The organism is Phytomonospora sp. NPDC050363 (assembly GCF_040655735.1).
Classification (GTDB): domain Bacteria; phylum Actinomycetota; class Actinomycetes; order Mycobacteriales; family Micromonosporaceae; genus Phytomonospora.
Genome location: NZ_JBFAKK010000002.1, coordinates 162,948 through 182,414, shown reverse-complemented (window position 1 = coordinate 182,414; position 19,467 = coordinate 162,948). Strand labels below are relative to the sequence as shown.

Below are 19,467 nucleotides of genomic sequence, written 5' to 3'. Positions count from 1 at the left end.
GCTACCCCCGCAGCGCCTCCATCAGCTTCACCCGCGAGCCCATGCGCCACACCGCGCGGCGGTAGATCCGCGCACCCAGCGCCAGGGCACCCACGACGGCGGCGGCGAGGAGCACCGCGCTGAGCACCTGCTCCCACCATTCGACGGAGCCGGACGCGCTGCGCATCGGCATCATCATCGCCGAGAACGGAGGCACGTAGGACAGCACCACCGCCAGGGACGACTTGGGGTTGCTCGCCGTCAGCAGAGCCACGAGGTAGGACGCGACCATCAGCATCGTCAGCGGCGTGATCGTCGCGTTCGCGTCCTCCTGCCGCGACACCAGCGACCCCAGCGCCCCGGCCAGCGCGGCGAAGAACGCGTACCCGAGGCCCCACCAGCCGAGCGTGGCGAACAGCGTCGAGATGGTCCCCGGCGGCAGGTCGGGCATGATGCCGCTGGCACTGGCGGCGATCAGCCCGGCCGCGGTGATCACCAGGACGTTGATCAGCCCGAGGATGCCCAGCCCGATGATCTTCCCGCCGAGCAGCTGCCAGGGCCGCAGCGTCGACAGCAGGATCTCCACGATCCGGCTCGACTTCTCCTCGATGACGCCCATCGCCACGAACATGACCGGGTACATCAGCATGAAGAACAGGAAGATCACCACGATCGAGGCGATCGCCAGTCTCGCGCCGGCCTCGTCGGCGTCCTCGCCGATCGACTGCTGCTTCATCTCCGGCACGCTCGCCATGGCCTGCGCGACCTGGTCGGGCGGCAGCCCGGCCGACTCCAGCGCCTGAGCGGAGGCGACCTGCTTGTAGGCGGTGTCGACGATCAGCGACAGCTCGGAATTGACACCTCCGTCGGTGAGGAGCGTGTCGCCGTTGAGGATCACGGCGTCGACGTCACCGTCCTCGACGGCGGCGCGCGCGGCGGCCTCGTCGGGGAACTCGGTGACGGTCACCGTCGCGGGACCTTCGTCGCCGGTGGTCTCCTGCGTCGGTTGCAGCGTGGTCAGGGCCTCGCTGATGACCGCCGACTCGGCCCCGACGACGCCGACGTTGTACTCGTCGGGCCCGCCGAGCAGCTTCGGCAGGAACGCCAGCACGGCCACGACGGCCGCGCTGATGATCATGCTGACCAGATAGCCCTTGGTGCGACCGCGGACGAGGACCTCGCGCCGGGCCACCAGAAACAAACCGTTCACGCCACGGCCTCCCGGAAGATCTCCACCAGTGTCGGTTCCTGCCAGCCGAAGTGCGTCACGCGCCCGGCGGCGACGGCCCCCGCCAGCACGGCCTGGTCGTCGTCGGTCGAGATGAGCAGCGCGCCGTCGTCGTTGCCGACGACCTTGGCCGGCAGCGCGTCGGCCCATCCGGGTGCGGCGCCCTCGACGGCGACCTTGAGGACCCGGCGGCCCTCCTTGCGGCGCAGCTCGCCGACCGAGCCGACGGCGACCATCTGCCCGTCGGCGATGATGCCGACCGAGTCGCAGATCCGCTCGACGAGTTCGAGCTGGTGACTGGAGAACAGGACGGGCACCCCGGCGGCGTTGCGCTCGGCGAGGACGTCGGCCATCGTGTCCACGGCGATCGGGTCGAGGCCCGAGAAGGGCTCGTCGAGGATCAGCACCTCGGGCTCGTGGACGAGCGCCACGGCGAGCTGGACGCGCTGCTGGTTGCCCAGCGACAGGTCCTGCACGTGGTCGCCGGCACGGTCGGTGAGGTTGAGGCGCTCCAGCCATTCCGCGGCGGCCTTCTTCGACTTCGCCGCCGACATGCCGTGCAGCTCCCCGAAGTAGGCGATCTGCTCGGCGATCTTCATCTTGGGGTAGAGGCCGCGCTCCTCCGGCATGTAGCCGAAGCGCCTGCGGTCGGCGAAGGCAAGGGGGCGGCCTTCGTAGCGGACCTCACCGGCATCGGGTTCGAGCACGCCCATGGCGATGCGCATCGTCGTGGTCTTGCCCGCGCCGTTGGCGCCGACGAACCCGAACATCTCTCCCGACCGGACGGTGAAGGTGACGCCGTCGAGCGCGACCTTGTCGCCGTAGCTCTTTCGGAGCCCGTCGATCTCCATCATGGAATCAACGTTCCCATGGTGATCTTGGAGGCACGTCTCCCTTGCGGATGTAATCGGCCCCATCTTCCCGAACGACGCCGGGCGCCGAGACTCCTACTGAGGGATGAGGGCCGCCTATGCTGCGGGGGTGGTGAAGAGCTGGTGGCCTCCGCGCGGGCGAACCGCCGACGCGGCCGTCGCGCTGGCCGTCGGCGTCGTGGTCCTCGTCGTCGCCCTGGTCGGCCTCAACAGCCGGACCCAGTGGCCCGAGGCGAACGCGTGGCTGGCATGGCCGCTCATCGCGATCTCCTCGGCGGTCCTGTACTGGCGGCGCCGCTTCCCCATCGGCGTCGCGCTGGTGACCTTGGCCTGCAACGCCCTCTACTACCCCCTGACCGGCCCCGACGGCATCATCGTGCTGTCCTTCCTCGTCGCGCTCTACACCGTCGCCGCCGAGTCGAGCCTCATCGCCGCGGCCGTCCTGGCGGTCGTGCCGATGCTGACGATCGTCTCGGTCGAGGCCCAGGCCGACCGCCGCCACCTCGACGACGTCGCGGTGTTCATGCTCGCCGGCTGGCTCACCGCGATCATCGCCATCGGCGGTGTCGTCCAGAACCGCCGCGCCTACCTCGCCGAGGCCGAGCAGCGCACCCGCGCCGCCGAGCGCGTCAGCGAGGAGGAGTCGCGGCTGCGCGCCAGCGAGGAGCGGCTGCGCATCGCCCGCGAACTCCACGACGTCATCGGCCACAACATCTCCCTGATCAACGTGCAGGCCGGCGCCGCCCTCCACCGCTTCGAGCCCGACCGCGCCGAACAGGCCCTCGTCGCCATCAAGGACTCCAGCAAGCAGGCCCTGCGCGAACTGCGCTCCACCCTCGGCGTCCTGCGGCAGGTCGACGAGGAGCTGCCCATCGCGCCCGCCCCCGGGCTCGGCGAGCTCGACGCGCTCGTCGAACGCAGCCGCAACGCGGGCCTCGACGTCGCCACGAACGTCACCGGCACCGTCCTGCCCCTCCCGACGGAGGTCGACCTGGCCGCTTACCGCATCGTCCAGGAGGCGCTGACCAACGTCACCAAGCACGCCGGGATTGCCACGGCGACCGTCGCCATCGCTTACGGGGAGCGCGAAGTGGTCGTCGAGGTGACCGACGACGGCACCGGGGTCCCCGCGACGGCCGGCAGCGGGCACGGCATCCTCGGCATGGGCGAACGCGCCCGCGCGATCGGCGGTTCGCTCGACGCCGGACCGCGTCCCGGCGGCACCGGCTTCGCCGTCCGGGCCGTCCTCCCGCTCGACCCGCCAGGAGGCACCGCATGATCAGGGCCCTGCTCGCCGACGACCAGACACTGGTCCGGGCCGGTTTCAAGTCCATTCTGGACGGTGAACCGGACATCGAGATCGTCGGTGAGGCCGCCGACGGCCTGGAGGCGGTGACGCTGGCCGGTCAGCTGCGGCCCGACGTGGTGCTGATGGACATCCGGATGCCGAAGCTGGACGGGCTGGAGGCGACCCGGCGCATCGTCGGCGACCCGAAGCTCGCCGAGGTGCGGGTGATCATCCTGACCACCTTCGACCTCGACGACTACGTCTACGGGGCCCTGCGCGCCGGTGCCAGCGGTTTCCTGGTCAAGGACACCGAGCCGATGGAGTTGCTGCACGGGGTGCGGGTCGTCGCGCGCGGGGACGCGCTGCTGGCGCCGTCGATCACGCGCAAGCTCATCGGCGAGTTCGCTCAGCGCGTGAAGCACCCCGACCCCTCGCCGCGACTGAACGCGCTGACCGACCGCGAGCGGGAGGTCATGACGCTGGTCGCCGAGGGCCTCACCAACGACGAGATCGCCGCGCGGCTGGTGCTCAGCCCGGCGACGGCGAAGACGCACGTCAGCCGGATCATGACGAAGGCGCGGGTCCGCGACCGCGCGCAGCTGGTGATCCTGGCATACGAAAGTGGCTTGGTGAAGCCCGGCTGGGTCTAGCAGGATCACGCCCATGTCCGCTTTCGAGATCTCCTCCGACCCCGCCCGTCTCGACGTCGACTGGGTCCACGAACGGCTCTCCGCCGACACCTACTGGGCCGACGGCCGCTCACGCGAGCGGGTCGAGCGGGCCATCGCCTGCTCCATCCCCTACGGCGTCTTCGCGACGGCCGACGGTCGGCAGGTGGCCTTCGCGCGTGTCGTCACCGACCAGACCACCTTCGCGTGGCTGTCGGACGTGTACGTGGACCGTTCCGTGCGCGGGAAGGGAGTCGGGAAGCTGCTGATGGAGCGGATCATGGCCGACGTCGAGGAGTTCGGGCTGCGCCGCATGGTGCTGGCGACCGACGACGCGCACGAGCTGTACCGGCGGTACGGCTTCGACGCGCACCCGAAGCCGGAGATGTGGATGGAGCGGCGCTGGGAGGACAACCCCGCCTAGGACTTGTCCCGGGATTGTCGCGCGGAGCACATTGCGGCGATCTCCACCCGCGATTATCTTAGACATCTAAGATCCAGAATGTAGCGAAGGATTCGCGATGCCGCACAAGATCCTCAACCCCGAGACCCTCCACGACCCGGTCGGCTTCGGCTACAGCCACGTCGCCGTCGCCTCCGGCGAGCTCGTCCTGGTCGCCGGGCAGTACGCCTCCGACGCCACCGGCCAGGTCGCCGTCGAGGACTTCGCCGCCCAGGTCGAGCTCTCCTTCGACAACCTGCGCAGGGCCCTCGACGCCGTCGGCCTCGACCTGTCCCACGTCGCGCAGCTGCGGACCTTCATCGTCGGTCACGACCTCGACAAGCTCGCCGTCATCGGCCGCGTCATCGGCGGGATCTGGGGCGACAAGCCCCCGGTGCAGACCCTCAACGGGGTCGCCGCGCTGGCCCTGCCGGGCATGCTGTTCGAGGTCGACGCCGTTGCCGTACGCCCCTAGGACCACCGGGGAGGAGCGGCGACCCTGACCTCCGCCGCCCCTCCCCCTAAGGGCCGGAACAACTCCGGCCGTACGTTCCGCGCCCGCCGGCGCAACCACCGCCGTACCCCGAGTGCCCTCCGCAGGCCGACGCCGACGGCCATGCCGCGCGCCCACTGTTGCCCCATGACACGCACACTCGCTCCGCAGCCCTCGCCCGGGGCACCGCCGCCCTCGGCGCCGAGCCGTATGGAACGCCTCGCCGCCTGGTCGCAGCGCCGCCGGTGGCCGGCGCTCCTGCTCTGGGTCGCCGTACTGGCCGGTGTCACCGTCGCCTCGCAGGCGATCGGCACCGACTACCGCGACGACCACTCACTGCCCGGCACCGAGTCCCAGGCCGTGAGCGAGGCCTTCGAGAAGTACGCGCCGGCCGAGTCGGGCACGACCGTCCAGATCGTCTTCCAGTCCGACGCCGGGCTCGCCTCGCAGCGGGCCGCCATCACCGGCGTGCTCGGCGACATCGGCACGATGCCGTCGGTCGCCGACGTCAGCGACCCCTTCGAGTCCCCCGGCTCGATCGGCGAGACGGGGACCATCGGCTTCGCCACCGCGACCCTCGACGCGCAGGCCACCGACGTTCCCGCCGAAGACGTCCGCGCCATCATCGACGCGGCCAAAGGCGTCGAGTCGGACTCCCTGCGCGTCGAACTCGGCGGCGACGCCGTGCGCGGCGCCGAGGAGTCGGCGGGCGGGGCGGCCGAGGGCGCCGGCATGCTCGCGGCCCTGGTGATCCTGCTGTTCATGTTCGGTTCGCTGCTGGCCGCCGCGGTGCCGCTGCTCACCGCCGTCTTCGCCGTCGGCAGCACCCTCGGACTGATCGCGATCGCCTCGAACGTCTTCACCCTGCCCGGCTACATCGTGCCGCTGATGATGCTGGTCGGGCTCGGCGTCGGCGTCGACTACGCGCTGCTCATCTTCACGCGCTTCCGGGGCGAGATCCGGCGCGGCGCGGGTCGCGAGGCCGCCGCCCGCACCGCCCTCGACACCGCGGGCCGCTCGGTCCTGTTCGCCGGCGCGACGGTCATCATCGCGCTGCTCGGCCTGCTGGCGCTGGGACTCGGCGGGCTCCAGGGCGTCGCGCTCGGAGTCGCGCTGACCGTCCTGGTCACCATGCTCGCCTCGGTGACGCTGCTGCCGGCGTTGCTCTCGGTGCTGGGCAAGCGCATCGAGGCCCGGATCCTGCGGCGGGCGGCCAAGGCCACGAGCGAGCCCGGCGCGCGCTGGCGCAGGTGGGCGGCACTGATGCAGCGACGGCCGCTCGTGCCGCTGCTGTTCGCGCTGGCCCTGCTGATCGCGCTGTCGGCACCGGCGCTGGGCATGCGGCTCGGTTTCGCCGACGCCGGCACCGAGTCGGCGGCCACGACCAGCCGCCAGGCCTACGACCTGCTCGGCGAGGGCTTCGGAGAGGGCTTCAACGGTCCGCTGATCGTGCTCGGCGAAGGCGACGAGGCCGCCGCGGAGGCCGCCTACGAGGCCCTGCGGACCGCCGACGGGGTCGCCGAAGTCGCTCCGCCGCAGCCGATCGCGCCCGGCGAGCTGTCGATGCTGCTGGTGTTCCCCGAGACCGCGCCGCAGGACGAGGCGACCGCCGACCTGGTCGAGCGGCTGCGCGTCGAGGTCCTGCCGCCCGTCGCCGGCGACACCGGCGCGACCTACCTCGTCGGCGGTTCGACGGCCGCCTCCGTCGACTTCGCCGAGGCCGTCAGCGACCGGATGCCGCTGTTCCTGCTGGTCGTGGTCGGCTTGAGCGCGCTGCTGCTGATGGCGGTGTTCCGCTCGCTGCTGATCCCGGTGAAGGCCGCGATCTTGAACCTGCTGAGCATCGGCGCCTCCCTCGGCGTGATCACACTGGTGTTCCAGGAGGGCTGGTTCGGCGTCCACTCAGGACCGATCGAGGCCTTCGTGCCGGTCATGATCTTCGCGATCGTGTTCGGCCTGTCCATGGACTACGAGGTGTTCCTGGTCTCGCGGATGCACGAGGAGTGGCGCCGCACCGCCGACGCCTCCCACGCCGTCCGAGAGGGGCTCGCCACGACCGGCGGGGTGATCACCGCGGCCGGCGCGATCATGATCGTCGTGTTCGGCGCCTTCGTCCTCAGCCCCGACCGGATGCTCCAGCAGTTCGGCCTCGGACTGGCCGTCGCGGTTTTGCTCGACGCGCTGGTCATCCGCTGCCTGGTCGTGCCGACGGTGATGCGACTGCTCGGCACGAAGGCGTGGTGGCTGCCGAAGTGGCTGGACCGGGCGCTGCCGAAGATCGCGCTGGAGAAGGATTAGCCGAGGTGTGCCCGCCGGTTCAGCCGGCGGGCACGCTCGCGTGGAACCTCGCGCGCCACAGCTCGGCGGTGCCGTCGAAGGGCGGCAGGCGCCGGGCCATCGCCGTGTGCACCTCGGCGGCGTCGGCGCGGGCCCGATCGATGTGGCCGAGCGGGATCCCGTAGCGCACGACCTCCTCGTCGACCTCGTCCTCGTCGACGATCGCGACCGTGCCGTCGGGGTAGCGGACCACGTCCAGCACCAGGTCCACAAAGGACACGCCGGTGGCGTCGCAGACCGGGCCGAGGACCATGTCGACGTAGTCGAGGACCGCGACCTGCCGCGTCACCTCGGTGCCGTCGGGGTGCAGGATGTGCAGTTCCCGGCCGGGCTGCCAGAACTGGGCCGCCCAGCCGCCGCCGTGCGGGTACAGGCGGAGCTGGTCGTCGCCCATCGTCGTCACGTCGCCCGACACGGCCCACCACGTCTTCCCGCCGCGCGGGAGGATCGCCCACACTCCCGACTCGTCCTCGCCGAGGACGTACTCGTACCAGTGCGCGGCGAGCACGTCGGGGTGGCGCAGTTTGCTGGCTCGGCGGCGCGGAAACGGGATGGGCGCGGGCATGCCGACCACCTTGCCATGCGGCGGGCGGGCGGGGGGTGCGGGCGGCTGCTAGCTTGCCGTGTGCACATCTCGTGGCGGGACTCGGCCGAGGTCCTTCGCGGCATGCTGACCGAGCGCCGCCTCGATCCCGCGCGCGTGAGCGATCCGGCGGCGGCCTGGGAGGTCTTCCGCGCGTTCCTGGCGGTCGACCTCGCCGGGCTGGAGACCGCCGAGGACGCCGACGCCGACGGGTTCGCGGTCTCCTGGGGCCGCTACGGCTGGAACGACCGGCTGCCGAGCCTCTCGTTCGAGCGGATCCTGGCGGTGGACGTGTCCGCCGCCTGGACCGAGACCGAGCACTACCAGCCCGAGTACTGGCGGGTCGGCCTGGAGATGGTGTTCGCCGAGCATCCGGGCCTCGCCGACGTCGGCGGTTTGAAAACCCAGGACAGCGGCGTCTACTACGAACGGCCGGGACCCGCGATGGACGACGCGTTGCGGGAGGCGCTCTGGGAGGTCGAGCGCGAGCCCTCGCTGCGAATCCTGTGGGCGGGTTCGCCGTCGCGGAGCATCGTGAAGCTGGAGCCGCTCGACTGACGTCCTAGGGCTTCTCCTGTGGTCCACCGGACACGCCCTGGTCCATTCCCTTGCGGCCCAGGGCCCAGAAGGGCTTCGTGCGCCGGATCCCGGTCCGCAGGGTCACCTCGCGGATGGTCGGCGAATCGGTCACGGCGGCTCCTTCGGCGAATACGGGCACCTCCCGGCGCAACCCCAGTCGTACACCCGCGCGCCCGGCACAACCCAGGGGGTACACGAGATCCCAACCCGCGCCCGACGCCGACGGCCGAACCGTCCCCGCACGATTCGGGCATGAACGCCGAGACCCTCGACCTCGCCCGCTGGCAGTTCGCGCTGACCGCCGGCGCGCACTTCCTCTTCGTGTCCCTCACACTCGGGCTCTCGGTGCTGCTGGCGTTCATGCAGACCGCGGCGACCTTCACCCGCAAACCCGTCTACCGGCGCATGACCCGCTTCTGGGGCCAGCTCTACCTGATCAACTACGCCCTCGGCATCGTCACCGGCCTGGTCATGGAGTTCCAGTTCGGGCTGAGCTGGTCGGGCCTGACCCACTACGCCGGCAACGTCTTCGGCGCCTCGCTGGCCATGGAGACCCTGGTGGCCTTCTTCATCGAGTCGACCTTCCTCGGCCTGTGGATCTTCGGGTGGAACAAGGTCAACCGCTGGGTCCACCTCGCCTTCATCTGGATCGTCACGATCACCGCCTACGCCTCGGCCTACTGGATCCTGGTGACCAACGGCTTCCTGCAGAACCCCGTCGGCTACGAGCGCGGCACCGACGGCATCCGCCTCACCGACGCCGCCGCCGTCCTGACCAACCCCAGCACCCTCCACGCGTTCTTCCACATCCTCGGCGGCGCCATGGTCGTCGGCGGCTTCTTCCTCGCCGGGATCAGCGCCTTCCACCTGATGCGGCGAACGCCCGAGCACGACTTCTTCCTGCGCTCGCTGCGCGCCGGGATCGCCGTGGCCGTACCGGCGGTGATGTTCACCGTCGTCACCGGCGGGGTCCAGCTGGCCTTCGTGCGCGAGATCCAGCCGGCGAAGATGGCCGCGTTCTCCGGGTCGGACGCGCAGCTCGCGCGGCTCCAGGCCGAGGCGGTCGCGAAGTTCGGGCCCGGCGACTACCTGCCCTCGGTGGGCGCCGTCCGGGGCGCCGGGCTGGTGATGATCCTGCTGTTCCTGCCGCTGCTGCTCCTCGGCGTGATCTCGCTGCTCCTGATGGCCTACCGGCCGATCGCGCTGCGCTTTCGCCTCTGGCACGCCGTGCTGACCGCGGCGATCCCGCTGCCCTTCGTCGCGATGACGGCCGGCTGGATCTTTCGCGAGATGGGCCGCCAGCCGTGGGTCGTCAACGGGCTGCTGAAGACCTCCGACGCCGTCAGCGACGTCTCCCCGGCGGCCATGCGCGGGTCGCTGATCGCCTTCGGCTCGGTCTTCGCGCTGCTGATCGTCGTCAACTACTGGCTGCTGTTCCGCGCCGCCGCGCGCGGCCCGGCCGCCACCACCCTCGGCGCCGATGACGCGCCCGAGACCCGCCCCGTCCTGGCGTACTGAGAGGAACCGACATGGAATACGCGGCCGTGGCGCTGCTGGCCCTCTACGGGCTGGGTTACCTACTGCTGGGCGGCGCCGACATCGGCGCCGGGATGCTCCTTCCGGTGCTGGGCCGCGACGAGCGCGAGCGGCGGCTGGTCGTCACCGCCATCGCGCCGGCCTTCCTCGGCAGCGAGGTGTGGCTGGTGGCCACCGCCGGGGTGCTCGTCGGCGCCTTCCCCGACCTGGAGGGAGAGCTGCTGTCGGGGATGTTCCCGGCGATCGTGGCGCTGCTGGTCGGCTGGATGGTGCGCGACATGGGGCTGTGGTCGCGGGGGCGGGTCGACGCGCGGGGCTGGCGTGCGGCGTGCGACATCGCGATCTGCGCGGGCAGCTGGGCGGTCGCCGGGGCGTGGGGGCTGGTGTTCGTGTGGGCCGGCGAGACGGGCATCGGGAGGGTCGGGCCGCTCCCCGGGATCGGCGCGCTGATGCTGGCGGCGCTGGTCGCCGCGGTGTTCGCCTTCCACGGCCTGGGCTGGGCGGGCACGCGGCTCGGCGGGGCCGTCGGGGAGCGCGTCGCCGGGCTCGTCGGCCGCGTCGGCGGGTGGCGGCTGTACGCGCTGACCTCGGCGGCGATGCTGCTCGTCGGTCTCGGACTGGGGGCGCGGCTGCCGCTGCGGGAGTCGGCCGCCGACGGCGCGACGCTGGCGGTGCTGGTGCCCGCGCTGCTGATCGTGACGCCGTTCCTGATGACCGCGCAGGCCGGGATGTGGTGGCTGCTTCGCGGGAGGGTGCGCGAACCGGGCTATTTCTGAGCCCGGCGTGAGGATGGCACCGCGTGCCGTCACGTCACACCAGTTTCACACGGCGAGGAGTAGACAGAACGCATAGACCCCTCGCCGCGAAAGTGGGCCGCGGCGTGGTGAGGTCGGGTACATCCGGCCTGCGGGGAGGGTGGAGCCAAGCCCCTCTGGGCACCCGGCAAGGGCTCCCCTCCCCGCCCACACACCGCGGACCTCCCCGCGCGTACGAGACTTTTGTCCGTGCGCGCGGGTGACTTCGCGCCCGGCCGGCCGCGCACCCACCCCTCCTCTCTTGACCCCCCGCGCCTGCTCCGGCTACCCTCCACCCAGATTGGAAAGCGCTTGCCAAGTTGATCTTGAAGAGAGGCCAGCCCCGAATGAGCACCCGCATCCCCGTCGGCATCGCCGTCAACGGCGTCACCGGCCGCATGGGCTACCGCCAGCACCTCGTGCGCTCCCTCCTGGCCATCCGGGAGCAGGGCGGCGTCCCGCGCGCCGACGGGTCGGTCATCTGGCCGGAGCTGACCCTCGTCGGCCGCAACGCCGACAAGATCGCCGCCATCGCCCACCGCCACGGCATCGAGCGCCACACCACCGACCTCGACGCCGTCCTCGCCGACCCGTCGATCGACGTCTACTTCGACTCCCTCACCACCCAGCACCGCCTCGCCGCGGTCACCAAGGCCATCGCCGCGGGCAAGCACGTCTACTGCGAGAAGCCCATCGCCACGACCGTCGACGAGGCCCTCACCCTCGCCCGCGCGGCCCGCGACGCCGGCGTCAAGAACGGCGTCGTCCAGGACAAGCTCTTCCTCCCGGGCCTGCGCAAGCTCAAGCGGCTCGTCGACGGCGGCTTCTTCGGCCGCATCCTGTCGGTGCGCGGCGAGTTCGGCTACTGGGTCTTCGAGGGCGACTGGCAGGACGCGCAGCGGCCGTCGTGGAACTACCGCTCCGAGGACGGCGGCGGCATGGTCCTCGACATGTTCGCGCACTGGCAGTACGTCCTGGAGCACATCTTCTCGCCGGTCAAGGCCGTCACCGCGCACGTCACGACGCACATCCCCGAGCGCGTCGACGAGCAGGGCCAGACCTACAAGGCCACCGCCGACGACGCCGCCTACGCGATCTTCGAGCTCTCCGACGGCGTGGTCGCCCAGATCAACTCCTCGTGGGCCACGCGCGTGTTCCGTGACGAGCTCGTCGAGTTCCACGTCGACGGCACCGAGGGCAGCGCCGTGGCGGGCCTGCGCCGCTGCCGCGCCCAGCACCGCTCGGTGACGCCGAAGCCGGTGTGGAACCCCGACATCTCCGAGCCGAACGACTTCCGCGCGCAGTGGACCGAGGTGCCCGACAACGACGAGTTCGACAACGGCTTCAAGGTCCAGTGGGAGAGCTTCCTGCGCCACGTCGTCGACGACGCGCCCTGGAACCACGACTTCCTCGCGGGCGCCCGCGGTGTGCAGCTCGCCGAGGTCGGCATCTCCGCCGCCGAGCAGGGCCGCCGGCTCGAACTGCCGGAGCTGAGCCTGTGACCTCGCTTCGCCTGCCCGACGGCACCCTGCACACGATGAGCGGGGCGACCGCTCCCGCGCCTTCGGGCGCGGCCCTGAAGTCGCGAGTGGTGTACTCCGCGGCGCACGTGGTCGCCGATCCCTTGGCCGACAACGGCCCCGGCCGTCCGGCCGCGCTCGACTGGGACGCGACGCTCGCCTTCCGGCGTCACTTGTGGACGCACGGGCTGGGCGTCGCCGAGGCGATGGACACCGCGCAGCGCGGCATGGGCTTGGACTGGGCCGCGACGCAGGAGCTGATCCGGCGCTCGGCGGCCGAGGCGGCCTCCGCCGGCGGCCTGATCGCCTGCGGCGCGGGCACCGACCAGCTCACCGGTCCGTCCACACTCGACGGCGTGATCGCCGCCTACGAGGAGCAGCTGGCCGTGGTCGACGCGGCCGGCGCGGTCCCGATCCTCATGTGCAGCAGGGCGCTGGCGGCCACCGCCTCCGGCCCCGACGACTACGTCCGCGTCTACGACCGGCTGCTCTCGCAGGTATCGCGTCCGGTGATCCTGCACTGGCTCGGGCCGATGTTCGACCCCGCGCTGACCGGCTACTGGGGTGACGCCGACCTGTCGGCCGCCGCCGAGACGATGCTCGCGGTGATCGCGGCGCACACGTCCAAAGTGGACGGCGTGAAGATCTCACTGCTCGACGCCGACCGCGAGATCGCCTTCCGCCGCAGGCTTCCCGAGAGCGTGCGCTGCTACACCGGCGACGACTTCAACTATCCGCAGCTCATCGAGGGCGACGAGGTGGGCTTCAGCCACGCGCTCCTCGGCATCTTCGACCCGCTGGCGGCGCACGCGTCGGCGGCCGTGGCGCGGCTGGACGCCGGTGACGCCAAGGGTTTCCGGGAGATCCTCGACCCGACGGTCGACCTCGCCCGGCACACCTTCGCCGCGCCGACCTTCAACTACAAGACCGGCGTGGTCTTCCTGGCCTGGCTGGCCGGCCACCAGGACGCCTTCCGCATGGTCGGCGGTCTGGAGAACGCCCGCGACGTCCGATACCTGGCGAAGCTCTTCGTCCTCGCCGACGAGGCCGGGCTCTACCCCGACCCCGACGCCGCCGCCGAGAAGATGCGCGCGCTGCTGACGGTCGCGGGGGTGGCACGGTGAGCAGGCTCAGCTTCAACCACGCCACCGCGAAGTTCTGGGACCAGGGCGAGGCGATCGAGGCCTGCGCCCGGGAAGGGATCGGGATCGGGCTGTGGCGCGAACCGGTCGCCGAGTACGGGCTCGAACGGACCGTCGCCGCACTCGACCGGACCGGCGTGCCGGTCACGACCCTGTGCCGGGGCGGGTTCTTCACCACCGGGAGCCGTGAGTCCATCGAGGACAACAAGCGGGCCGTCGACGAGGCGCGCGCGCTCGGCACGAAGGTACTGGTGCTCGTCTCCGGCGGTCTGCCCGAAGGCTCCCGCGACGTCGACGGCGCCCGCGAGCGCGTCGCCGACGCACTGGCCGAACTCGCGCCCTACGCGGGCGAGGCCGGTGTCACGCTGGCGATCGAGCCGCTGCACCCGATGTTCGCCAGCGACCGCTGCGTGGTGTCCACACTGGACCAGGCGATCGACCTGTCACTGCCGTTCCCGGCCGAGCAGGTCGGCGTCGTCGTCGACACCTACCACGTCTGGTGGGACCCGAACCTGTACCCGGCGATCGCCCGGGCGGGCGCGGCCGGCCGGATCGCCTCCTTCCAGGTCGCCGACTGGGTGACGCCGCTGCCGGCGGGCGTGCTCACCGGGCGAGGCCAGGTGGGCACCGGATGCGTTGAGATGCGGCGGATCAAGGCGGCCGTGGACGAAGCCGGATACAGCGGGCCGATCGAGGTCGAGCTGTTCAACGACGAACTGTGGGCGCGGCCGGGCGCCGAGGTCTTCGCCGAGACCGTGCAGGCGTACGCCGAGCACGTCGCCGACTGAGGTCGATCTCTGCCGTGTGGACCCGGATCGCCGTTCGGGTCCACGCGGTGAGGGACACCGCAGCCGGTCCCGTCCCGGGGCCTCTACCCCGACTCCCCCAAGGCGTCCGCCTCCGCGAGCTCCCTCGGCGGCAGCACCGCGCGCAGCTTGTGCAGCACCGACCCCGCGGGCTCGGCGAACGGCCCGCTTCGCAGCAGCCGCAGCGCGACCGTCATCGCGACCGCCTCCTCCGCCGTCACGAAGAGCGGCGGCAGGGTGCGCGGCCGATCGACCACGTAGCCGCCCTTGCGGCCGGTCTCGGCGTGGATCGGCACGCCGCCCTCCTGGAGGGTGCGCAGGTCGCGCTCGACGGTCCGCACGGACACGCCGAAACGCTCGGCGAGCCAGCGGGCGCTGCGGGGACGCGGCGAGACCGCCCGCAGCTCCTCGACGAGTGCGTACAGGCGGTCGGCGCGGTTCACACCTGCTTCTGGTGCAGGTCCGTCACTTCGTCGCGCAGGGCCCAGCCCTGGTAGACGCCCGCGTCGTAGCGGTCGAGGCCCAGTCCGGCCGCGACCGGCTCCTGACCCCCGACGTACTCGACCCGCAGCCAGTTCCCGGTCTCCCCTATGACGTGGAAGGGTTCCCCACGCCATTTGCAGACCGTGCGCAGGTAGTAGAAGTCCTCGACCTCGGGCGCCGGAACGCTTCTGCGGAAACGGCCGGGCGCGACCTCGGTGAAGCCCTCCTCGGGATCGGGCGTGTACAGGCGCATGTAGTCCCCGTCGGGACTGGCCTCGTACTCCCGGTCCCGCCAGCGGGCGATGTAACCGTCCACATGGGCCAGTGGCGGCATGGGCGTCACAGCGATTCCTCCGCGGTCAGCCAGGTCTGCTGGTCGGCGTCGAACGAGGCGACGAGCGTGTCGCCGTCGATGGAACTGAGCCGGTGCATCGTAGCGCCGTGCGGCAGCCGGATGCTGTCCACTTTGAACTCCGCGACGACCGCGCCGGCGTCACCGGGCGCGAAACCGTTGCCCCGGAAGGGAGGCGGCTCGATGACCCAGCCCTCCATCCGGCGCATCTCGTCCTCGGAGTTGCCGCCGTAGGGGATCCGGTAGAGGTCCGCGCGGTGCGAGATCCAGCGGATCACGTACACGTCGGAGGCCCCGTCGTGGATCAGACCGAGAGCGGTGCGCAGCGACTCCGGTGTCTCGAAGTCGGCCAGATCCTCGGCGGGGTGCACGAAGCCGGCGATCCGGTCGTAGCCGCGCTGAAGGTAGAAGGGCACCTGCGCGGCGGGGATGAGCTTCTGCATCAGCGTCGGGCCGAGCTTGCGCTGCTGCGCAGGGGTGGGCGCGTAACCGCCCGCCGACAGGTCGTCGTGGCGCACGCCGACGGCGGCCTCGGCCGACTGCTCCATCATGTCGGCGCGCTCGATGAGGCCCTTCTTGCCGGCCCAGCTGATCAGCGTCGACATCTGCGTGCCGGGCATGTTCGCGCCGACCTCGGTGCCGGGGTTGATGGCGAGGCTGTAGCTGCGGTCGGGCCAGTGGCGCGCGACCCGCACGAAGGTGACCTTCACGAACTCGCACGGCCCCAGGCGCCGCGCCATCCGCGTCGGCGAGGTGAACACCGTCAGGCTGTAGGCACCGTCTATCAGGTCGGTGCGCCAGGTGAAACCGGGATCGCCCGGCCGGACGTTCTCCGGGGCCCCGTCGTTGAGCGGCACGTACACCCAGCCCGACAGCAGCGCCCGCAGGAAGCGCGGGGTGTCCCCGGCGGCTCCGGCGGCGGCGAGCTCGTCTTCGACCTCGTCCTCGGTCGGCCCGGCCAGCGCGTAGGCCGAGGGCTCGGCGAGCAGTCCGGTGGGCGTCGGGGGCTCGGGGATCGCCGGGGAGCGCTGCTCGGGCAGCGGCCGGTGGGTGAGCACGGGCTCGGCGTAGGCGTCCTCGGCGTAGCCGGTGTCGGCCGGCGGGCCGTAGGAGGAGGCGTGCTCGGGCCGGTAGGCCGACTCGTCGTACTGGTAGCCGCGGTCGTTGTCGTAGGCCGGTTCGCGGGAGTACGCCGGTTCGGGCGCGTATGCGGTCTCCTGTGCGTACGCGGGCTCGGGCGCGTAACCCGCCTCGGCTCCGTAGCCCCGGTCCGCCTGGAATCCGGCGGGCTGGAAGGCCGAGTCGGCGGCGTAGGCGGGCTCGGCCTGGTAGGCCGGTTCGGGCTGGTAGGCGGGCTCCGGCGGCGCGTAGGGCTCGCGCGTCGGCAGCGGGGCCGGCGCGTTCGCCGGCGGCGCGAAGTCGGAGTACACGGGCTCGGGGGCGTAACGCGACGGGAGCTCGCCCTGCCGGGTAGGGAGCTCCTGACGGGGTGGCTGGTACTCCGGCTCGGGCGGGGCGAAACCGCCGCCGGGCTGAAGGTGCGGGGGCTGCTGGTAGGCCGGTTCGGCCTGCGCGTAGCTCGGGTAGCCCGAGTCGCCGCGGTACCCGCCGGCACCGCCCTGCTCCTCGAAGCCGAATCCTCCGCCGTAGACCGGCATCAGGTCGGGTTCGGGCGCCGCGCTCTCGTCGGTCGGCAGTGACACGTCGCCGGTCGAGACCTGCTTGACGAACCACGCCGGAAGGTAGCCCTCGATGGGCAGCCCGGGGTTGACCGCGAGCCACCAGTCGTCGTCGGGCCAGGTGTGCACGAGCTCTTCGAGCCGGACCCGACGGTGCGGGCCGGCGTGCTCGCGAAGGCACGCCCGGAGGGCGACTTCCGAGGTGAAGGCCAGTACGTGGGTCCGGTCCTCGGTGGACCAGGTCGCCCAGGCGGAATTCCCCGGCGCCACCGGGATGTACAGATCGCCACGAGATAGCAACAGAAAGTAGCTCTCCTGGTCACCCTGGCGAAGTACGTCCTGCATCCGCCGTTCGGACTCGGTAGCGGGCTCCCAGGTCATGACCGCTGTCTCCCCAGCACTAAAAGAGGTGTCGCGGCATCACAGTACAGCGAATACGCTTGGTCACCCCACCCTACGATCGGCCACCGCACAAGTGGATCTCCATCGTGTGGGACGAAAGGTGCGAGGGCATGCCACTATCTACGCAATGGGGATTGCGCGGAGGCTCCGAAAAGCCGCGGCCGTAACGGTCGCGGTGGTCTTGTCGACCACCGTGGCACTCCCCGTACCGGCTCACGCCGACGACGTCCGACCCAAGCAGTGGCAGCTCGACGCCCTGCACGCCGCCGACGCCTGGCCCCAGTCGACCGGCGCGGGGGCGGTCGTCGCGGTCGTCGACTCCGGCGTCGACGCCGGCCACGTCGACCTGCGCGGAAAAGTCCTCCCCGGCGCCGACTTCGTCAAGAGCGACGACGGCTCGGGCGGAGACGGGACCTTCGATCCGGTCGGCCACGGCACCTCGGTGGCCGCGCTCATCGCCGGGCAGAACGATCCCGACGGCGTCGTGGGGCTCGCCTACGACGCGATGATCCTGCCCGTGCGGGTCCTCGACAAGGACAACCGGTACGACGACGCCGGTGTGGTCGCGCGGGCCGTGCGGTGGGCCGTCGACCACGGCGCCGACGTGGTCAACCTGTCGCTGGGCGGAGTCGGGAAGAGCACCGAACTCGGCGAGGCCATCACCTACGCGCTGAGCCGCGAGGTGGTCGTGGTCGCCTGCACCGGCAACGTCGACAGCAGCAAGGACGACGAGCAGTCGGTGTGGTTTCCCGCGCGCATGCCCGGGGTCGTCGCGGTGAGCGGCCTGTCGCCGGACGGCGAGTTCTGGGACGGGGCGCTGACGGGCGTCCCGACGGTGCTGTCGGCGCCGGCCGACCATCTGACCTCCGCGCACCCCGACGGGTACTGGAACATCCAGGGCACGAGCTTCGCCGCGCCGCTGGTGTCGGCGACCGCCGCGCTGGTGCGGTCGAAGTTTCCCGACATGAGCGCGGCCAACATCATCAACCGGCTCATCTTCACCGCCGCCGATCTCGGGAAACCCGGCCGCGACGACGTGTACGGCTTCGGCCGCGTCAACCCGGTCGGGGCGCTGTCGCCGCAGATCCCGGAGGTCGCGATCAACCCCCTCCTGTCGTCGGTCGACGGTGGCGGGGGGACGCAGCCGCAGCCCTCGGGTACGCAGGTGCCGGAGTCCGGCGCGGCCGGTCCCGGAGGCGACGCCCCACCCCCGGCCGCCGCCGACACCGCCGCCAAGGGGCCGGGCCCGACCCCGTACATCCTCTTGGCTGTCGTCGCCGTCATAGCGGCGATCGCGCTGACGACGACACTGGTACTCCTGCGCCGCAACGGGCACTACCGGCGACCGCCGTCCTTCTGACCGCAGAACTTGCCCCCATCGGACACACTGGTTCCCTTCCACCCCCTCTGGAAGGAGCACCATGGCCAGAAAGCTCACCCGGCGCACCCTGTTACGAGGCGCCACGGCCACCTCCCTCGCGGTGACCGGCGGGATCATCCTCCCGTCGACCCCGGCATTCGCCGCGAACTTCTACAACCCCTTCTCGGGTTACCCGATCTCCGACGGCTGGCAGGCGCACATCGACCGCGGCTCCCTCGGCGGCATCGACTACCCGATGGGTGTCGGCACGGGCGTCCCCGCCTGCGGCTCCGGCACGATCACGAACATCCCGTACAACGGCACCGGCGGGCACACCGTCACGATCAGCCACCCCAACGGGTACCGGACGCAGTACATGCACCTGTCGCAGTTCGTGCACGGCAACGGCGCATCGGTCGGCGCCGGGGCCATCGTCGCCCTCTCGGGCGGCGCGGCGGGCGCGCCCGGTTCGGGGTCCTCGACGGGACCGCACCTGCACTGGCACATGATCGACCCGAACGGCACACGCATCAACCCGCTCGTCTTCCTCGGCGGAGGCGGAGGCGGCGGACTGCCGAAGACCTCCACCGAGAGCGACGGCGTGCCCGGCCCGATCTTCTACCAGCGGCTCCAGAACTGGGTCCGCATCGACGCCGGCTACACCGGGCCGATCGACGGCGACCCGGGCCCGAACACCTGGGCTGCGATGCAGCGCTACCTCGCCGCGCACCACGGATACGCCGGTCCCGCCGACGGCGACCCGGGCCCCAACACGTGGGCCGCGCTCCAGCGGCTCGCCGCAGGGTGGGGCTACACCGGCCCCATCGACGGCGTGCCGGGCCCGAACACGTGGCGCGCGGTGGCCCGTTTCCTCAACCAGGACCGCTTCGACTAGCGGCCCGGGCTGGTGGGGCGGACCCCGCC

At 71.5% G+C, this 19,467-nt stretch carries 20 protein-coding genes; 13 read left to right on the top strand and 7 right to left on the bottom strand.

Going from position 1 to position 19,467, the window contains the following annotated elements; all coding sequences use genetic code 11:
• Position 1: 1 nt before the first annotated feature.
• Together AB0I28_RS05295 and AB0I28_RS05290 are read right to left on the bottom strand one after the other, a co-directional pair.
• Complete coding sequence (locus AB0I28_RS05295; RefSeq protein ID WP_357489692.1) at positions 2-1,189, bottom strand: ABC transporter permease; 1,188 nt, start codon at positions 1,187-1,189, stop codon at positions 2-4.
• Positions 1,186-2,061, bottom strand: a complete 876-nt coding sequence (locus tag AB0I28_RS05290) for an ATP-binding cassette domain-containing protein (protein WP_357489688.1) — start codon at positions 2,059-2,061, stop codon at positions 1,186-1,188. The genes AB0I28_RS05295 and AB0I28_RS05290 overlap by 4 nt, the downstream gene beginning before the upstream one ends.
• Before the next feature lie 127 nt (positions 2,062-2,188).
• On the opposite strand from AB0I28_RS05290, the gene AB0I28_RS05285 reads away from it, so the two are divergent.
• The 5 genes from AB0I28_RS05285 to AB0I28_RS05265 all read left to right on the top strand — a co-directional run bounded on the left by AB0I28_RS05285 (position 2,189) and on the right by AB0I28_RS05265 (position 7,268).
• Entirely contained in the window at positions 2,189-3,358 is a 1,170-nt protein-coding gene (locus AB0I28_RS05285; RefSeq protein ID WP_357489684.1) for a sensor histidine kinase, read from the top strand.
• The gene (locus AB0I28_RS05280; RefSeq protein WP_357489682.1) at positions 3,355-4,017 is read left to right on the top strand and encodes a response regulator transcription factor; all 663 of its coding nucleotides are present in this window, start codon (positions 3,355-3,357) and stop codon (positions 4,015-4,017) included. Before AB0I28_RS05285 ends, AB0I28_RS05280 begins: the two co-directional genes overlap by 4 nt.
• A 13-nt stretch (positions 4,018-4,030) precedes the next feature.
• A complete protein-coding gene (locus AB0I28_RS05275) occupies positions 4,031-4,459 on the top strand; it encodes a GNAT family N-acetyltransferase (protein WP_357489680.1) in 429 nt (142 codons plus the stop codon).
• Between the two features lie 97 nt (positions 4,460-4,556).
• Complete coding sequence (locus AB0I28_RS05270) at positions 4,557-4,952, top strand: RidA family protein (RefSeq protein ID WP_357489678.1); 396 nt, start codon at positions 4,557-4,559, stop codon at positions 4,950-4,952.
• Positions 4,953-5,117: 165 nt separating this feature from the next.
• Complete coding sequence (locus AB0I28_RS05265; RefSeq protein ID WP_357489676.1) at positions 5,118-7,268, top strand: MMPL family transporter; 2,151 nt, start codon at positions 5,118-5,120, stop codon at positions 7,266-7,268.
• Between the two features lie 19 nt (positions 7,269-7,287).
• Here AB0I28_RS05265 and AB0I28_RS05260 read toward each other — a convergent pair whose 3' ends face one another.
• Entirely contained in the window at positions 7,288-7,872 is a 585-nt protein-coding gene (locus AB0I28_RS05260; RefSeq protein ID WP_357489674.1) for a DUF402 domain-containing protein, read from the bottom strand.
• Positions 7,873-7,974: 102 nt separating this feature from the next.
• Between AB0I28_RS05260 and AB0I28_RS05255 the strand changes: the two genes are divergently transcribed.
• The gene (locus AB0I28_RS05255) at positions 7,975-8,448 is read left to right on the top strand and encodes a hypothetical protein (protein WP_357489672.1); all 474 of its coding nucleotides are present in this window, start codon (positions 7,975-7,977) and stop codon (positions 8,446-8,448) included.
• A gap of 4 nt (positions 8,449-8,452) precedes the next feature.
• Here the strand turns inward: AB0I28_RS05255 and AB0I28_RS05250 are convergent, their stop codons facing one another.
• Positions 8,453-8,581 (bottom strand): hypothetical protein, encoded by a 129-nt coding sequence (locus AB0I28_RS05250; protein ID WP_357489670.1) that lies wholly within the window; start codon positions 8,579-8,581, stop codon positions 8,453-8,455.
• Positions 8,582-8,721: 140 nt separating this feature from the next.
• Between AB0I28_RS05250 and AB0I28_RS05245 the strand changes: the two genes are divergently transcribed.
• From AB0I28_RS05245 to AB0I28_RS05225, 5 genes are all read left to right on the top strand, one after another.
• Positions 8,722-9,987 carry a cytochrome ubiquinol oxidase subunit I gene (locus tag AB0I28_RS05245; protein WP_357489668.1) on the top strand — a complete coding sequence of 422 codons (1,266 nt, stop codon included), beginning with the start codon at positions 8,722-8,724 and terminating at the stop codon, positions 9,985-9,987.
• An 11-nt stretch (positions 9,988-9,998) separates the two neighbouring features.
• Positions 9,999-10,781: a cytochrome d ubiquinol oxidase subunit II gene (locus tag AB0I28_RS05240; protein WP_357489666.1), complete on the top strand. Its 783-nt coding sequence runs from the start codon at positions 9,999-10,001 to the stop codon at positions 10,779-10,781.
• Between the two features lie 365 nt (positions 10,782-11,146).
• Complete coding sequence (locus tag AB0I28_RS05235; RefSeq protein WP_357489664.1) at positions 11,147-12,301, top strand: Gfo/Idh/MocA family oxidoreductase; 1,155 nt, start codon at positions 11,147-11,149, stop codon at positions 12,299-12,301.
• 35 nt (positions 12,302-12,336) lie between these two features.
• A complete protein-coding gene (locus AB0I28_RS05230) occupies positions 12,337-13,443 on the top strand; it encodes a dihydrodipicolinate synthase family protein (protein ID WP_357490832.1) in 1,107 nt (368 codons plus the stop codon).
• On the top strand, positions 13,440-14,249 hold the full coding sequence (locus AB0I28_RS05225; RefSeq protein WP_357489663.1) for a sugar phosphate isomerase/epimerase family protein: 810 nt from the start codon (positions 13,440-13,442) through the stop codon (positions 14,247-14,249). The genes AB0I28_RS05230 and AB0I28_RS05225 overlap by 4 nt, the downstream gene beginning before the upstream one ends.
• A gap of 83 nt (positions 14,250-14,332) precedes the next feature.
• Here the strand turns inward: AB0I28_RS05225 and AB0I28_RS05220 are convergent, their stop codons facing one another.
• Genes AB0I28_RS05220 through AB0I28_RS05210 form a run of 3 tightly spaced genes read right to left on the bottom strand, consistent with a single transcriptional unit; the run spans position 14,333 to position 17,162 of the window.
• Positions 14,333-14,710 (bottom strand): HTH domain-containing protein, encoded by a 378-nt coding sequence (locus AB0I28_RS05220; RefSeq protein ID WP_357489661.1) that lies wholly within the window; start codon positions 14,708-14,710, stop codon positions 14,333-14,335.
• Complete coding sequence (locus AB0I28_RS05215; RefSeq protein WP_357490830.1) at positions 14,707-15,084, bottom strand: hypothetical protein; 378 nt, start codon at positions 15,082-15,084, stop codon at positions 14,707-14,709. The genes AB0I28_RS05220 and AB0I28_RS05215 overlap by 4 nt, the downstream gene beginning before the upstream one ends.
• 5 nt (positions 15,085-15,089) lie before the next feature.
• Positions 15,090-17,162 carry an SseB family protein gene (locus AB0I28_RS05210; RefSeq protein WP_357489659.1) on the bottom strand — a complete coding sequence of 691 codons (2,073 nt, stop codon included), beginning with the start codon at positions 17,160-17,162 and terminating at the stop codon, positions 15,090-15,092.
• 214 nt (positions 17,163-17,376) lie between these two features.
• On the opposite strand from AB0I28_RS05210, the gene mycP reads away from it, so the two are divergent.
• A complete protein-coding gene (gene mycP / locus AB0I28_RS05205; RefSeq protein ID WP_357489657.1) occupies positions 17,377-18,543 on the top strand; it encodes a type VII secretion-associated serine protease mycosin in 1,167 nt (388 codons plus the stop codon).
• A 61-nt stretch (positions 18,544-18,604) separates the two neighbouring features.
• Positions 18,605-19,438: a peptidoglycan DD-metalloendopeptidase family protein gene (locus AB0I28_RS05200; RefSeq protein WP_357489655.1), complete on the top strand. Its 834-nt coding sequence runs from the start codon at positions 18,605-18,607 to the stop codon at positions 19,436-19,438.
• Positions 19,439-19,467: the final 29 nt, after the last annotated feature.